13 protein-coding genes and 1 pseudogene are annotated in these 16,517 nt (G+C 56.9%); 4 read left to right on the plus strand and 10 right to left on the minus strand.

Annotated elements, in window-relative coordinates:
• The first annotated feature begins 25 nt into the window (after window positions 1-25).
• Genes H3L94_RS09305 through H3L94_RS09315 form a run of 3 tightly spaced genes read left to right on the plus strand, consistent with a single transcriptional unit; the run spans window position 26 to window position 4,210 of the window.
• Complete coding sequence (locus H3L94_RS09305; RefSeq protein WP_182121796.1) at window positions 26-733, plus strand: fimbrial biogenesis chaperone; 708 nt, start codon at window positions 26-28, stop codon at window positions 731-733.
• On the plus strand, window positions 720-3,185 hold the full coding sequence (locus H3L94_RS09310; protein ID WP_182121797.1) for a fimbria/pilus outer membrane usher protein: 2,466 nt from the start codon (window positions 720-722) through the stop codon (window positions 3,183-3,185). Before H3L94_RS09305 ends, H3L94_RS09310 begins: the two co-directional genes overlap by 14 nt.
• Window positions 3,173-4,210 (plus strand): Csu type fimbrial protein, encoded by a 1,038-nt coding sequence (locus H3L94_RS09315; protein ID WP_182121798.1) that lies wholly within the window; start codon window positions 3,173-3,175, stop codon window positions 4,208-4,210. Before H3L94_RS09310 ends, H3L94_RS09315 begins: the two co-directional genes overlap by 13 nt.
• A 202-nt stretch (window positions 4,211-4,412) precedes the next feature.
• Here H3L94_RS09315 and H3L94_RS13130 read toward each other — a convergent pair whose 3' ends face one another.
• Both H3L94_RS13130 and thrB read right to left on the minus strand, forming a co-directional pair.
• Window positions 4,413-4,817, minus strand: coding sequence for an avidin-fold protein (locus tag H3L94_RS13130; RefSeq protein ID WP_483406972.1), 405 nt, complete (start codon window positions 4,815-4,817; stop codon window positions 4,413-4,415).
• A pseudogene (thrB, locus tag H3L94_RS09320) lies at window positions 4,794-5,702 on the minus strand (homoserine kinase); the annotation flags it as partial. The pseudogene thrB and the gene H3L94_RS13130, both read right to left, overlap by 24 nt.
• A gap of 223 nt (window positions 5,703-5,925) precedes the next feature.
• Here thrB and H3L94_RS09325 point away from each other — a divergent pair.
• Window positions 5,926-6,231: a PepSY domain-containing protein gene (locus tag H3L94_RS09325; RefSeq protein WP_182121800.1), complete on the plus strand. Its 306-nt coding sequence runs from the start codon at window positions 5,926-5,928 to the stop codon at window positions 6,229-6,231.
• Window positions 6,232-6,300: 69 nt separating this feature from the next.
• On the opposite strand, the gene efp is transcribed toward H3L94_RS09325, so the two are convergent.
• The 8 genes from efp to nuoL form a co-directional block, all read right to left on the minus strand.
• Window positions 6,301-6,861: an elongation factor P gene (efp, locus tag H3L94_RS09330; RefSeq protein ID WP_040660994.1), complete on the minus strand. Its 561-nt coding sequence runs from the start codon at window positions 6,859-6,861 to the stop codon at window positions 6,301-6,303.
• A 153-nt stretch (window positions 6,862-7,014) separates the two neighbouring features.
• Window positions 7,015-7,404, minus strand: a complete 390-nt coding sequence (locus tag H3L94_RS09335; RefSeq protein WP_182121801.1) for an ACP-like domain-containing protein — start codon at window positions 7,402-7,404, stop codon at window positions 7,015-7,017.
• 401 nt (window positions 7,405-7,805) lie between these two features.
• Complete coding sequence (recN, locus tag H3L94_RS09340; RefSeq protein WP_182121802.1) at window positions 7,806-9,479, minus strand: DNA repair protein RecN; 1,674 nt, start codon at window positions 9,477-9,479, stop codon at window positions 7,806-7,808.
• A 151-nt stretch (window positions 9,480-9,630) separates the two neighbouring features.
• Window positions 9,631-10,701, minus strand: a complete 1,071-nt coding sequence (locus H3L94_RS09345) for a zinc-dependent alcohol dehydrogenase family protein (protein WP_198003639.1) — start codon at window positions 10,699-10,701, stop codon at window positions 9,631-9,633.
• Window positions 10,702-10,998: 297 nt separating this feature from the next.
• A complete protein-coding gene (locus tag H3L94_RS09350; RefSeq protein ID WP_182121803.1) occupies window positions 10,999-11,298 on the minus strand; it encodes a DUF2818 family protein in 300 nt (99 codons plus the stop codon).
• 162 nt (window positions 11,299-11,460) lie between these two features.
• Complete coding sequence (nuoN, locus tag H3L94_RS09355; RefSeq protein WP_182121804.1) at window positions 11,461-12,921, minus strand: NADH-quinone oxidoreductase subunit NuoN; 1,461 nt, start codon at window positions 12,919-12,921, stop codon at window positions 11,461-11,463.
• A gap of 9 nt (window positions 12,922-12,930) precedes the next feature.
• Entirely contained in the window at window positions 12,931-14,448 is a 1,518-nt protein-coding gene (locus H3L94_RS09360) for an NADH-quinone oxidoreductase subunit M (protein WP_182121805.1), read from the minus strand.
• Window positions 14,449-14,484: 36 nt separating this feature from the next.
• A complete protein-coding gene (gene nuoL / locus H3L94_RS09365; RefSeq protein ID WP_182121806.1) occupies window positions 14,485-16,503 on the minus strand; it encodes an NADH-quinone oxidoreductase subunit L in 2,019 nt (672 codons plus the stop codon).
• Window positions 16,504-16,517 lie beyond the last annotated feature (14 nt).

Genomic DNA, 16,517 nt, shown 5'->3' on the forward strand with positions numbered 1-16,517 from the left:
TATGATTGTCAAGCCATTCCCTACTATGGCTTGCCTGTTGGCCGGCGTTTTGGCCTGGGCGGCACCCGCCGCCCAGGCCGCCGGTTTGCAGGTCAGCCCCGTTTCCCTGGTTCTGCCCGCCTCGCAACAGGCCGCGGTGGTCACGCTCACCAATACCGGCGGCGAAGCCATGACCGCGCAGGTGCGGGTGTTCCGCTGGACGCAGGACGAACAGGGGCAGGATGTCTATGCCCCCGACCACGGCGTGGTGGCCAGCCCGCCCATGTTGCGCCTGGCCCCCGGCGCCGAGCAGCAGCTGCGCCTGATCCGCACCGGCCCGCCCTCAGCGGAAGAAACGGCCTACCGTGTGGTCATCGACGAATTGCCGCCGCCCCAACACACGCCCCGCCCCGGGCTGAACTTTGTGTTGCGCTATTCGCTGCCCCTCTTTTTGAACCAAAGCGAAAACCCGCCCACACAGCTGCATTGGCAGTGGCGCGCCGTGGGCGGCAAAACCGAATTGAGCGCCCGTAACCACGGCACAGCCTATGCCCAACTGGGACGCATCGTGCTGACCGCTGCCGACGGCAAGCAAATCCGCCCGCTGGTAGACGGTTTGGCCGGCTATGTCTTGCCGGGCCGCACTTGGCGGCGCGTTTTCGATGTAGCCCCGACCGAAGTGCGCCAAGGCAGCCTTTCGGTACAAGTCAACGACCGCATCGAACAACCGGAGGTTGAGTTTGCCGCACCCTAAACACATCGGCCGCCTCCGGCCGTTGGCGCTGTGCCTCTGTCTGATCGGCTCCAGCACGGCGGCTTCGCCTTTGCCGCCGCTCACGCAAACCGAAATCGAAGCCGCTTTTTCCGCCTGGATGCCGGTGTATCCGCAGGTTTCGGTAAACGGCCGCGCGGCCAACGGCGTGTTTGTGTTTGCCGAACACGAATCGCGCCTGTATGTGCAGGCCGACACCCTGACCGCCTTGGGCATTGCCGTGCCCGAGGCGGTGCTGGCGCAGGCGCAGTCTGAATCGGCCGAACTGGCGCCGGCTTGGCTGCCGCCGGGCCGCACCCCTTCTGCCGCCCCGTGGCTGGCCGTGGACAGCCTGCCCGGCTTGGCGGCGGACTACCGCACCGCCCAACAGCAGCTGTTGCTCACTGCCCCGCTTGAATGGCTGGATTTAGCCACCACCCGCATCGGCGCCCGTAACGACAGTGCCGATTACCTCATCGCCCGCCCCACCTGGGCTGCGGTGCTTAATTACGACACCCACATCAGCGGCCACAGCAGCGGCAGCCGCAGCCACGGCCTGCTGGCCGAAGCCCGCCTGACCACGCCGGCAGGCTACCTGAGCCACACCCAAAGTTGGCGGCAAAACGAAGGCGCTCACGGCAAAGAGCGCAGCCTCACCCGTCTCGACACCTATTGGGAAAGCGTGTGGCCGGAGCAAGGGCTGTCACTGCGCATCGGCGATGTAGCCACCAGCCAGCTGGGCGGCGGCAGTGCTTCGCGCATCGGCGGCTTCCGCCTTTCGCGCAGCTACTCGGTACAGCCGTGGCGGCGCACCGCTCCTCTGCAGGCCTATGTGGGCGCGGCCACCCTGCCCTCCACCGTTGATCTGTATTTAAACGGCGTCAAACAATCCAGCCAATCGGTGCCGGCCGGCCCGTATGAGCTGACCTTGCCGCCCGGCATCAGCGGCAGCGGCCAAGCCAGCGTAGTGGCCACCGACATTCTGGGCCGCACCGTGGTGGTGGATCTGCCGCTGTACAGCGGCAGCGGTCTGTTGGCCAAGGGCCTGCAGGAATGGTCGCTGGAAGCCGGTTATCTGCGGCAGGGCTACGGCACCGGCTCCTCCGCCTACCACAAAAAGCCGGTGGGCAGCGCCACCTGGCGGCGCGGCCTGAGCCACTTCCTCACCCTGCAACTGCATGCGGAAGGCGGCGGCGGTTACCACCAATACGGAGCGGCTGCCAGCACCGTGCTCGGCCGCTGGGGGCAGCTCGATGCCAGCCATGCCGAAAGCCGCTTCCAAGGCCGGCGAGGTCACAGCAGCAGCCTGTTTTTCAACACCCACCACCGCCGCTGGTCGCTGGGGGCAGGTTGGCGTCTGCACAACGACGGCTTCACCGGCATGGATGTGTTGTTACAGCCGCAAGCCTACCAACCGAAAAACATCCGCCACCGCAGCGCCTCGCTGTCGCTGTCGTGGAACAGCGGCAAACTGGGCAGCTTCGGCGCCTCCTACCTCTACAGCCGCAGCGGCGACGACACGCCCGAACGCGCCGCCACCGCCAGCTGGCAATACAATTTAACCCCGCGCGTGTACCTCTCGCTGGGCGCCAGCCGCACCCAGCAACATCAAGCCCGACACAGCGTATATGCGAGCCTGTCGGCCAGTCTCGACAGCCGCCATCATCTCTCGCTCAACAGCCACCGCCATAGCGACGGCAGTCAGCGCCACCGCGCCGCCCTCAGCCGCCACAGCAACGGCATCAACAACGCCTCGTGGCAGATCGGCTGGCAGACCGAACAATACGCCGGCCGCCGCCAACAGCGGGCAGACGGCCGCCTACACTACCACAGCCAATACGGCGACGGCTGGCTCAGCCTCGAGCACAGCCGCCGCGATACCCGCTGGGACGGCAGCTGGAACGGCGGCCTGGTCTGGGCTTCAGGTAGCCTGTTTGCCTCACGCCAAGTACACGGCAGCTTTGCCGTGGTGAATACCGGCGGCGTGGCCGGCGTGCCCGTGAGCCTGTTTAACAGCCCGGCCGGCACAACCAACCGCAACGGCCGCCTGCTGGTGCCGCACCTGCATCCCTTCCAGGAAAACCGCCTCAGCATCGACATCACCGCCCTGCCGCCCGATATGCAGGCCGAAGTCCATCAGGCGGTGGCCGTACCCTCGGCCGGCAGCGGCGTGGCGGTGGCGTTTCCGCTCAAACGCTACCAAGCCGCCTCTTGGAGCCTGCGTAATGGCAACGGCCAATGGCTGCCCCCCGGCAGCAACCTCATCAACACCGACGGCCAAGCCGTGGCCGTGGTGGGCTTCGACGGCCGCGTGTTCGTCGAATCTCTGCAAGAGGGCCGCAACGGCTTCACCGCCGTGCAGCCCGACGGCCAACACTGCCGCTTCAGCATCGACTACCGGCTACCTGAAAACCCCTGGCTGCCCGATTTGGGAGAAATTGTATGTTTGCCTTAAACAAAAAAGCCGCTGCTTATGTATCGGCTTGTTTGACCGCCCTGCTGTTGCCGCCGGCCGCATGGGGCGCAGAACAGTGCACAGCCACGCTTGACGGCGGCACGACCATCGATTTCGGCAACATCGATGTACTTGAACACTCGGCCAAACAAATCCCAGTCAATGTTACCGTCCGCTGCGAAACAGACAATCCCGCCACCCGGCATTTCCATGTCTGCCTGGCCATAGACGGCGGCAGGGTCGGCTCTGTCCAACCCCCTATCAACGAACGTTATATGTGCAACCTGAATAGTTGTGGCAACAACGAAAAACTGAGGTACAACTTCTACATAGATAACAACTATTCTACCCTTTTAGGTACCCCGTCACACCGCAACCCAACCACAGCTAGGGCAACACTCAACACTCGAATCAATATTCCCGGCGGAACAGGCCGCCGTGTCGGTACGGAAAGCATGGTGTTTTACGCCCGAATTGAAGCGGAAACAGCTGTACCCTCCCAAAAAACCGTCCAGCCCGGTCAATACCAAAGTACGTTTCTAAACGCCGCAACCGCTTTAATGTTTGAGCCTGCCGGCAATGATTGCGGCGCTCTCGGCACCGGTGACACCCGTATGCCTTTTACCTTGCAAGCCACCGTTACCAAACAATGCTATGTAGAAGCCGACGACCTCAATTTCGGCAGCGTTCCCGCCACCACAAAAAACCTCAGAGGGGAAACCCAGATGCGTTTGCAGTGTACCCTAGGTACGCCCTACACCATCGGCCTCACTTCCGATAACGCACAGCAGGAGGGATACAGCAGCATGCAGCCAAAGAGCGGCGGCAGCACCGGCGTGCCTTACAGTCTGCACCGCAGCAGTCCGCCGGATCACGACAACCGCTGGGGATTCGCACCTGGCTTGCGCGCCCATGGTCAGGGCACCGGCACCATACAAACCTACCCCGTCTTCGGCAAGGTTGAATCCGCCGACTATCGGCCGGGCGAGTATCAAGACACCGTGCGTATTGAAGTCACCTATTAAGATGCGCCGGCAAAAATCCAATCGGCCATTATGGCTTTTGGAGTGCGCAATCTCTATATGGGACACCGGCAAAGTAAACACTCAGCACAGCAATATGCTGCGAACGTGCGTTTTTCGGAAATCACAGCCTTGTTTTCCAAACGAAAGGCATCAAAAAGCAGGCGCAACGCCTGCTCTGCCGCCCTCTTTTCAGGTAGCCTGCTCAACGACATTCTTCCAACACCGACTCTCCGCCGCTTCCGCTGCCGTCCGTCCATTGCCAGCTTTCGTACAAACGCAGGTGGCCGTCTGCCTGCCGCTCAATGCGGCTGCGGCAGCGGCCGCTGCGGATTTGCCAGGCGCGGTTCAGGTGCTGGTAGGTGAATTCGAAGGTGTCGGCCGTGCTCATGCGCCCGATGAGAAAGCCTTTGCGGATCTCACCGCCGGCATATTCGGCCCACACCATTTCGCCTTGTTGGCGGTAATGGAAACGTGTTTCGCCGCCCACTTCGCCGTTATCGGCGTTGCAGACGGTGCGGAAAATTTTTCCGTCCAGGTCGGCCGCTTCCGCCGTCACGGCCCTGCTTGTGTCCTCATCGCGGAACGCCAGCAATAAATCGCGGAACACATTCGGGTCTTTGATAAAGGTCATCTCTCCACCCTGCGGGAAATGGTAGTCCAGCAGGCGCGATACCCAAAAACGGACGCAGCCGGCACGGTGGGCCAGCGGCAGATAAGCCGCTTCCGCCTCGCTCAAAGGACGCACGCTTTGGTAGCCGTCCAGAAACGCTTGCCGCAATTTGGGCGACAGGCGGTTGTCGGCCAGCCGCGCCCAGTCGTTGACGGCGATGGCGATGTCGTACACAAAGCTGCCGCAGCAGGCGTAATAGAAATCGATGAATCCGGCTACCTGGTGGCCGTTGAGCAGTACATTGTCTTTAAACAGATCGGCGTGGATGATGCCGTGCGGCAGATGCCCGTCGGGGTGGGCGGCCAAAAACGCGATTTCGTCTTGCAGCAAGGCCGCATCTTCGGCATCCAAACACGGCAGCAGGCGGGCACTTTCGCGCTGCCACCAAGCGGCGTGCCGCGGGTTGTCCATGTGCTGCGGAAACGACTGGCCGGCCAAATGCATCTGTGCCAGCATGGCGCCGGTGTGGAAACATTGTGCGGCATCCGGCACCGCGGTGTCGCGGCCGTTGAGACAGCTCACCAAACAGGCCGGCTTGCCGGCCAGGGTGCCGTCGAAACGGCCGTCCCGCCGCGCCACCGGCGCAGGACAGGCCACGCCGTGCCGGCTCAGATGCTGTTTCAGCTCCAGAAAAAACGGCAGCTCTTCCTGCGTGAGCGCCTCGAAAATGGTGAGCACGAAACGGCCGCGTTCTGTGGTGAGGAAGTAGTTGCTGTTGGTCACGCCTTGCGCGATGCCCTGCAGCGACACCAGGCCGCCGAGGTCGTAGTCTTCAAGGAAAATGCGCAATTCAGAGTCGGAAACGCTGGTGTAAACAGACATGAGAGGCGGCCGTTTCGGGGTCGGAAAAGAAGCCGCGATTTTAACAAAAGGAAGAAAAGGCAGGCTACCTGAAACTGCCTGCGCGATTACAAATTTTTGCGGTTGGGATAACCTATCCTGACCCTTTCCTATATCGGCGCTAATTTTCCCCGCCTAGAATACCCCCATCGCCAAACAGCGCCTGCTGTTTGCCTTATTCTTTTCCCATTATGGAGGTTTCACCATGTTGCACACCCGTAAAAATATCGCCTGGGGCTTGGCCGCCGCACTGATGGCCGCATCCGTTCCCGCTTTTGCCGACAACGACGAGCTGCACTACCAGCAAAACCGCAGCCAATACATCAGCTACGAGCAGGCCGCCAAAATCGCGGCCGATAAGGTCGGTGGCCAGGCCGGCAAAGTGGATTTCGAATACAGCCGTACCCAAGGCGCCTACTTCGAAGTGGACGTGATGGGCCGCGACGGCGAATACGATGTCATCATCGATGCCAAAACCGGCCGCGTGCTTTCCAGCCAGCGCGATTATTAACAGTATCGTGAAGCAATCGGGCTACCTGAAACAGCTTTCAGGTAGCCCGATTTTTGATACGGAGCAGTTTTAGGCACGTTTGCGGAATTCGCCGGTGCGGGTATCGATTTCCACTTTGTCGCCGTTTTCGATGTAAGACATCACTTGGATTTCGGTGCCGCCAACCAAACGGGCAGTTTTCATGACCTTACCGGAAGTGTCGCCTTTCACCGCGGGCTCGGTGTATTCCACTTCGCGCACGATGATGGTGGGCAGCTCCACGGAAATCGGGTTGCCTTCGTAGAAGGTAACCTCGCACACGTCTTCCATGCCGTCCACGATGAATTTCAGGTTGTCGCCGATGTTTTCGGCTTCGATTTCGTATTGGTTGAACTCTTCGTCCATAAACACATACATGGGATCGGCAAAATAGCTGTAGGTGCAGTTTTTGCGGGCTAACACCACCACGTCGAATTTGTCGTCGGCTTTAACGATGGTTTCGGAAGCGGCGCCGGTGAGCAGGTTTTTCAGCTTCATGCTCACTTTGGCCGAAGAACGGCCGCCTTTGATGTATTCGGTTTTTTGCACCACCATCGGATCGTTGCCCACCATAAACACATTGCCGGCGCGCAGTTCTTGTGCGGTTTTCATATTCGGTATCTCTTTCAAATAAACGGGTAAAAATCAAAACGCGACATTTTAGCGCAGTTCGGCGGCTTTGAAAACCGCCGGCCGGCGCCCTGCGCGGAACACAAAACCGCCCGCAAAAATGCGGGCGGCTCGGCTTCTACGGTTTCAAACCGCTTAGCGGCGCGGACGGCAGCTCTTGTAGATGATTTCTTGGCCGGGCGAAGTCACCATCACGGAACGGCTGCGGTAGTTGCGGCGGTCTAAGTATTCGGTGCTCAGTTTGAAGTTGTTTTCGTCGCCAAACGTGGTTTCCACGTTGTCGGACACATTCAGGTTCACCGGCATGTAGCGGCGTTTGCCGTGCATATAGGCAGAGGCATAAACCGGCAGGTCTTGGCGGTTGAAGCCGTAGGTAACGGTCAGGCGTTTGCCGCCTTGGCAGGTGTAGCGCACAGACGCGGTGCGTACCGCGTCTTCGTGTTTCACATCTGGCGTTTGGGCCTGGGCGCTGCCGGCTACCAAAGCAGCGGCGGCAACAAAAGCGGCATAAACGGCTTTTTTCATGACATTCTTCCTTATGTGGTGTTAGGAGCAATAAACAGATTGCTTCCCATCCCGGTACTTTCGGAGTGGGAGAACCCTATCCGAAAGCCGCCGGCCTTCAGACAGACGGGCGCATTATATAGAAAATGCACCGCCATCCCAGCGCTCCTGCAAACATTTGACATTTTTTACCGGCTGAGACCTTTGCAAAACCTCCAGATGTGGATGCAGTTCAAGGCGTAGCAGCGCAGGGAACGCAGACATATCATATAGATAGGCAAGTGAGCGAGCAGCGCACAACGCAGAAATGCGCCGCAGATGGGGGTTTTGCAAAGGTCTCCGGCTTTAAAACATGCCGCAGCCAAATGCCTCAAGCCATACACAACTTCATCCAATGCCGCAGGCCTTAACACGGCAAATGCCTACGCCCCGCCGTCTGCTTGCGCCAAAGCCAGCATTTCCTCCGCGTGACGGCGGGTAGTGACGGTAATAGTTTCGCCGCCGAGCATACGGGCAATTTCCTCCACCCGCCCGCTACCGTCCAGCCGCCGGATTTCGCTGGCGGTCTGGCCGTTTTCCATGTGTTTGACCACCTGCCAATGCTGTTCGCCGCAGGCGGCCACTTGCGGCAAATGGGTAACCGCCAAAACTTGATGTTTGACCCCCAAGCGCCGCAAGGCCCGGCCGACGGTTTCGGCCACGCCCCCACCGATGCCGGTATCCACCTCGTCGAAAATCAAAGTCGGCACTTGGGTATATTGGCTGGTCACCACCTGCAGCGACAGGCTGATGCGCGCCAATTCCCCGCCCGAAGCCACCTTGCTCAGCGGGCGCAAGGGGCTGCCCTGGTTGGCCGCCACTTGGTATTGCACCTGCTCCAAACCGTATGCGGAAGGCTGGGCGGGCAACAAAGCAATCTGGAACTGCGCGCCCTTCATCGACAAATGCTGCATATGGGCGGTGGTTTCGGCGGCCAAACCGGCGGCGGCGGCGGCTCTGGCGGCCGACAGCCGGCCGGCCGCTTCCCGATAAACCGCTTCGGCGGCCTCCGCCTGTTGCTGCAAGGCGCCCAAATCCGCCGCTGCCGCCAACTCGGCCAATGCCTGCGCCCAGGCGGCCAATTTGGCCGGCAGGGCCTCCGGTTCGATGCGGTATTTACGCGCCATGCCCATCAGCTCGCCCATTCGGGCCTCTTGGGCGGCCAACTCTGCGGGGTTGATTTCCACATGGGCGCAAACCGCACGCATATTGGCGGCCACTTCGCCCAATTGGGCCTCTATCTCTCCCAACATCTCCAAACTATCGGCAAAACGGGGCTCGATGCCGCTCAGGTCGGCAAGTTGTTTCTGGCAACGGGACAACAGGCTGTTCAAACCGCCCTCCCCATCCACGTATTCGCGCACACTCTCCGCCGCCTGCAACAAATCGGCCGCATGGGCCAGGCTGTCATGGCTGGCGGAAAGCGACGCCCACTCGCCTTCCGCCGGGGCCAGCTTCTCCAATTCGCCGTGTTGCCAAGCCAAACGCTCACGCTCGGTTTCCAATTGCTCGGCCTGCTCCGCCGCTTGGCGGCAGGCTTCTTGTGCCGCCTGCCAAGCTCGGTAGGCGGTTTTGACCTGCGCCGCCAAATCCAGGCTACCTGAAAAGGCATCCAACAGATCGCGCTGCGCGGCTTCGGTGTTGAGCGAATGGTGGGCGTTTTGACCGTGGATGTCGATCAGGCGGCTGCCGATTTGCTTGAGCTGCGCCAAGGTGGCGGCCTGATTGTTGATAAAACTTCGGCTTTTGCCCTTGGCATCGATGATGCGGCGCAGAGAGAGCTCCTCCGCCCCTTCTGCCAACAGGCCTTGCTCCTGCAGCTCCGCCCGCACCGCAGGCAGCTCGGAAAGGTCGAACAGAGCAGACAATTGCGCTTCTTTCGCACCATGCCGAACCTGTGAAAAATCCGCCTTATCGCCCAACAGCAGGCCGATGGCATCCAAGGTAATCGATTTACCGGCACCGGTTTCGCCGGTCAATACCGTAAAGCCGGTGTCGAAATCCAAATGCAGTTCGTCAACAATCACGAAATCGCGCAGGGAAAGATTGAGCAGCATGGTCGTGCAAAGAAGCAGTTCAGACAAAGCGGCGATTATAGCGCAAAGCGGCGCCACAACACGGCCGGCTGCTGCGTTTCAACAAGCGGCACCAATAAAAAGGCTACCTGAAAACAGCGAACTGCTTTCAGGTAGCCTCATGGCGGCGGCATCACATTTCGATGATGACTTTCATTGCCTTGGTGTCTGCCGCATGTTTGAAGACATCATAGGCTTTTTCCATGTCACTGAACGGGAAGTGGTGGGTGGCCAGTTTGTCCATCGGCAGCTTGCTGGCTTCGCAAGACTTCAACAGCATACCGGTGGTATTGGCGTTGACCAAGCCGGTGGTGACGGTAATGTTTTTAATCCACAAGCGCTCGATTTCAAAGCTGACCGGTTTGCCGTGCACGCCGACATTGGCCAGATGGCCGCCTTCTTTCACCACCTTCTGACACACATCCCAAGTGGCGGGCAAGCCCACCGCTTCCATGGCACAATCCACGCCCCGGCCTTCGGTGATCTCCATGATCTTGGCCACGGCATCCTCTTTGGCCGGGTTCACGGTATGGGTGGCACCCATTTCTTTGGCCATTTGCAGGCGGTTCTCATCCATGTCCACCATAATCATCGTGGCCGGAGAATAAAATTGGGCGGTCAGCAGGCAACCCATGCCCACCGGGCCGGCGCCGACAATGGCAATCACATCGCCGGGTTTGACTTGGCCGTACTGCACGCCGATTTCATGGCCGGTGGGCAAAGCGTCAGACAGAAACACCGCCACATCGGTATTCAGGCTGTCGGGCAAGTGGTAAAGCGAATTATCGGCAAAAGGCGTGCGCACATATTCGGCCTGGGTGCCGTCGATCATATAACCCATGATCCAACCGCCGTCTTTGCGGCAATGGGCATACAGCTGTTTCTGGCAGTTTTCGCAGGAGCCGCAACGGCTGACACAGGAAATAATGACTTTATCCCCTTTTTTGAAGTTTTTGACGGCGGGGCCGACCTCTTCCACAACGCCGATGCCCTCATGTCCCAAAATCCGGCCCTTCCATTCGCCGGTTTTCTCGCGGGCCACCGCCTCGATTTCCGGGTTTTTGCCTTTCCAAATGCCCAGATCGGTGCCGCAGATGGTGGTTTTGGTCACACGGATCACCGCGTCGGTAGGCTCGATGATGGTGGGAACGGGGCGCTCTTCGAAACGGATATCGTTTTCGCCGTAATACGTCATCGCTTTCATGGTCTTGCTCATGGGGCTTCTCCTAAAGTGGGAATATGGGTGGCTGGACAGGCGGCAGATTGACCGTGTCCGCGACGAATTATAAATCCGACTTGATCCAAACGGGGCGATTCATGAAAATTTATTGATTGAATACATTATGTTATGCAATAACATCAAGTGAAATCCGTTGAACAACCCTGGTTCGGCTCACGTCCCACCCAAGCGGACGCCTCAGCATTGGTTTAGACAGCCGGAAACCAGCAGCCAGCCCGTCCTGTTTACTGTTGGCACACACAAGCAAGCTTGCCGGCCTTCCTATTCCCGATTGCGCCCGTGCCAGAAATAGCGCAACACAAAAGCCGGAAAAGCGAAAATCAAATACAGGCACAGCACCACCACATAGAAAGCCCATCCTTGGTCGTGCACGACACCGCTTTGTGCCTCCAAGGCATACGCCAATGCCCCCACAAACAGAAAACCCGCCGCCAGTTCCAGCAAATGGTGGGGAAACCGTTTCTTCGGCAGTTTTTTCACGCCGAACCAGCGATTGCCGACAAAGGGCAGATTGGCACACACCAGCGCCACCGCCAACAAAACATACATGGGTGCTGTCATCACAGGCACTCCTTTAGCAAACTTATCAAACTATAAAGCAGCATGGGGCAAAAAACCAGGGGCCGCACAACAGCCTGTTCCCATAGTTCCTCCCCCCTCAACCGGCCACCGCCATAAACAATTCAGGCTACCTGAAGGTTTCAGGTAGCCTGTGTCAGAGATTTAGAATGTTTTCTCAATCGCGTACAGACACCAATCCATGACCGATTTGGGCAACACTCCCCATACCAGCAACAGCAGCGCCCCTGCCGACAAAACCGCTTTGCCGGCGGCAGTCATCATAAACGGCGCACGCTCTTCCGTGCCGTCCACATACATCACCTTCACCACGCGCAGATAGTAGAAAGCGCCGATCAGCGACATCACCACCGCAAACACGGACAGCCACACATAGCCCTTGGCCACCAAAGCGCTGATCACGGCGAACTTGGCATAGAAGCCCATCAGCGGCGGGATGCCGGCCATGCTGAACATCACCAGCAGCATCAAGAAGGCATACCAAGCATTACGCTGGTTCAAGCCGGCCAGATCGCTGATTTCGTTACAGTCTTGGCCGTCTTTCGACAGCAGCATCAACACACCGAAGCCCACCATGCCCATCAGCGCGTAAGCCAAAGCGTAATACAGAGCGGCGGCAAAACCTTGGGTGCCGCCCATAAAGGCGAGCAGGATAAAACCCATGTGCGACACAGTCGAGTAAGCCAGCATGCGCTTGATGCTGGTCTGCATGATGGCAGCCAGATTGCCCACCAAGAGCGATGCGACGGCCAACAGGTTCAACATCATCATCCAATCTTCGCTGCTGCTGCCCAAGCCGTTGACCAAAATGCGGAAGGCAAACACCGTGGCCGCAATTTTCGGGGCCGTGCCCACCAGCGCGGTCACCGCGGTGCTGGCACCTTCATACACATCGGGCACCCACATATGGAAAGGTACGGCACCCAGCTTGAAAGCAATGGCCACCACCACAAACACCAACCCCAGCTTCAACAACCACGGGCTGGCGGCTTGGCCGTCGACCATCAGCAGATTGTGCGAAACAGACAACACATCCGGCAACGACAAGGTGCCGGTGGCGCCGTAAATCATGGAAATACCGTACAGCAGCAGACCGGAAGCCAAAGCGCCCAGTACGAAATACTTGAGCGCCGCCTCGCTGGCAAAGGCATCCTCACGGCGCAGGGCAATCAGGGCATACAGCGACAGCGACAGGATCTCCAAGCCGATATACAAGGTCAGGAAATGGGTGGCACTGGCCATCACACACATGCCGAGCAAGGCAAACAGGCTCAAAGTGTAAAATTCGCCTTTATAGATTTGCCGGCCTTTCAGGTAGCCTTGCGACATCACAAACAACATGAAAACCGCAGCATACATGGCCAATTTGGCCACCAGCGACAAGCCGTCGAGCACAAACATGCCATTGAAAGCCAAAGCCGCTTCACCCGGCCAAACGGCTACCTGAACCACAGCGGTTACCGCCACGGCCAACATGGCCAATAGGGCGGTGACGCCGCGCTTGGCATCCGACAGCCACAAATCCACCAGCAATACCACGCACAATGCCGTCAACAAGACGATTTCAGGCATGGCGATGTTTAAATTCAAATCAGTCCAGTTCATTCACACACCTCAAATCTTGCTTTGGGCCACTTGGGCGATCAAATCGTTGGCCGCCTGATGCACCACCTCGATAAAGGGCTGGGGCCACAGGCCCATGCCGAGTACGGCCACCGCCAAAATCGCCAGAATGGCAAATTCACGGCAGTTAATGTCTTTCATTTCCCTCACTTCGGGATTGGTGATGTCGCCGAAAATGGTGCGTTTGTACATCCACAAAGTATAGGCTGCGCCGTAAATCAGGGTCAGCGCCGCCAAAGCGCCCACCCAGAAATTCACCTGCACCGCGCCCATGATCACCATAAACTCGCCCACAAAGCCGGAAGTGGCGGGCAAGCCAGCATTGGCCATGCCGAACAACATCATGAAAGCGGCAAATTTCGGCATCACGTTCACCACGCCGCCGTAATCGGCAATATTGCGGGTATGCAGGCGGTCATACATCACGCCGATGCACATAAACATAGCGGCCGACACAAAACCGTGGGAGATCATTTGCACAATCGCACCTTCCAAGCCCCAGCGGTTCAGTTCGCCCAAAGGGCTACCTGAAAAGATGCCGCTGAACATAAAGATGCCCAAGGTCACAAAACCCATATGGCTGATGGAAGAATAGGCCACCAATTTTTTCATGTCGGTCTGCACCAAGGCCACCATGCCGATATAAATCACGGCAATCAGCGACAACACCACCACTACCGGCGCAAAGAAACGCGCGGCATCCGGCAGAATCGGCAGGATAAAACGCAAAAAGCCGTAAGCGCCCACTTTGAGGGTAATCGCCGCCAACACCATGGAGCCGCCGGTCGGCGCTTCCACGTGGGCATCGGGCAACCAAGTGTGCACCGGCCACATCGGCACTTTCACCGCAAAAGAAAGGAAAAAGGCCACAAACAACCATTGCTGCACCGGCAAGTCAATTTTGGCGATGCGCTGCAAATCGGTAATCGCAAAGCTGCCGTCAGCCTGTGTAGACAGATAAATCAAAGCCACCAGCATCAACAGGGAGCCGAGCAAGGTGTAGAGGAACAGCTTAATGGAAGCGTACACACGGCGCGGGCCGCCCCACACGCCGATGATCAGATACAGCGGAATCAGCATGCCTTCGAAAAACACATAAAACAGAATGGCATCCTGGGCGGAAAAAGCGCCATTGATCAAACCTGACATCATCAGGAAGGCACCCATATACTGCGCCACCCGTTTCTGAATCACCTGCCATCCGGCCAACACCACCATCAGGGTAATAAAAGCATTCAGAATCACGAACAACACAGAAATACCGTCTACGCCCAAAGCATAGTGGATGTTCAATGAGGGGATCCAAGCCAGTTTTTCGACAAACTGATAGCCGCCGTGTAAACGGTCAAAGCCGGTAAACAGCGGAATGGTAACCAGAAAGCCGGCCAACGAACCGATAAAGGCCAAGATGCGAGCCAGGCCGGCTCGCTGATCGCCGCCGGTAGCCAAGACCAGCACGCCGGCTGCTATCGGCACCCAAATGGCCAGACTGAGTAAGTGATCGTACATATTCATAACCTGATAATTGAAATTGAATCCCTACCGTTACTTCATCAGCAAGTCTTTAAAGAAGATGGCAATCAGCACCAACAACCCAAACACCATCACCGTAGCGTAGGTATAAATAAAGCCGGTTTGCATTTTGCGAACCCGTGCGGAAACCGCACCCACCAGCTTGGCTGAATTATTGACAATACCATTATCGATAATGGCTGTGTCACCAACCTTCCAAAAGAAGTTGCCCAATGCGCGGCTGCCTTTGGCAAATACGTTGTAGTAAATCGTATCTAAATAGTATTTATTATCCAAAAGTTTATAGATCGGGCTGAATGCCGAAGCAATCTTGGCCGGCAAATGGGGCGCTTGCACATACAGAAACCATGCTGCTACAACACCGCCGATTGCCAAATATAAAACCGGTGTCTGCAAACTGTGTGAAACCATAGCTAATGGGCCGTGGAATGCTTCTTTCATTTGCGCCATAACCGGATGCGCTTCATGGTTGACATAAATCACATCTTTGAAGAAATCGCCGTATAGCATAGGTTCGATGGCAATATAACCGATGATTACCGACGGAATCGCCAACAAAATCAGCGGCAAAGTAACCACCCAAGGGCTTTCGTGCGGATTGTCGTTTTTACCCAAGCCGTGATGGTGACCGTCATCGTGGCCGTCTGAATGGTGTTCATGATGGATTTCACGCCACTTTTCTTTACCGTGGAAAACCATAAAGTATTGGCGGAATGCATAAAAAGCTGTAACGAATACGCTGGCGAGCACGGCAAAGTAAGCAAAGCCGCTACCGGGCAGATCGCTAAAATGCACGGCTTCAATAATCGAATCTTTCGAATAGAAACCTGAAAACAGCGGCGTGCCGATAAGAGACAAGTTACCAATCAACATAGTGATCCAGGTAATCGGCATGTATTTTTTCAGATTGCCCATATGGCGCATATCTTGGTCGTGATGCATACCGATAATGGCACTACCCGCTGCCAAGAACAGCAATGCTTTGAAGAAAGCATGGGTCATCACATGGAACATGGCGATTGAGTAGGCAGACACGCCCAAGGCCACAGTCATATAACCTAATTGAGACAAGGTAGAATAAGCCACCACGCGTTTAATATCGTTTTGGATCGTACCGAGAAAGCCCATAAAGAGCGCAGTAATCGCACCGATTACCATAATCACCGAAAGTGCCGTAGTAGACAATTCATAAATCGGCGACATGCGCGATACCATAAACAAACCGGCCGTTACCATAGTTGCCGCATGAATCAATGCAGAAATAGGTGTCGGACCTTCCATCGAATCGGGCAGCCAAACATGCAGCGGGAACTGGGCAGATTTACCCATCGCACCCACAAATAAAAGCAGGCAGGTTACGGTAATTAAATCCCAACCGAAAATCTGCATGCCTACTACATTTGGCAAATAAGCAAACACATCGGCATAACGCAAGCTGCCGCCGAAATAAGCCAATACCAAACCGATACCTAAGATGAAACCGAAGTCACCTACGCGGTTAACCAGAAAAGCCTTCAAGTTTGCAAAAATCGCGCTTTCACGTTTGAAATAAAAACCGATGAGCAGATAAGAAACCAAACCTACGGCTTCCCAACCGAAAAACAACTGAATGAAGTTATTGCTCATCACCAGCATCAACATGCTGAATGTAAACAACGAGATATAACTAAAGAAGCGTTGGTAGCCTACTTTCTCGTCGTGCATATAACCGATGGTATAGATATGCACCATTAATGAAACGCTGGTTACCACCACCATCATCATGGCTGTTAAAGTGTCTACTAAAAATCCGACAGAAAAATCTATCCCGCCCATGGTTAACCATGTGTATACATTTTCATCGAATTTGGTGCGCGAGCCGTTAATAAAGCCCCACAACACATAAGCCGATAATACGGCGGAAACGGCTACGCCTAAAATGGTTACCGTGTGCGCACCGGCACGGCCGATTTTATTGCCGAACAAACCGGCCAGCAGAGAACCTGCCAGCGGAATCAGAGCAATCGCCAGATATAAGCTCATATCGTTCATTTTTCTTATTTCTC

It is taken from the genome of Neisseria shayeganii (assembly GCF_014054965.1).
Taxonomy (GTDB): Bacteria; Pseudomonadota; Gammaproteobacteria; order Burkholderiales; family Neisseriaceae; genus Eikenella; species Eikenella shayeganii.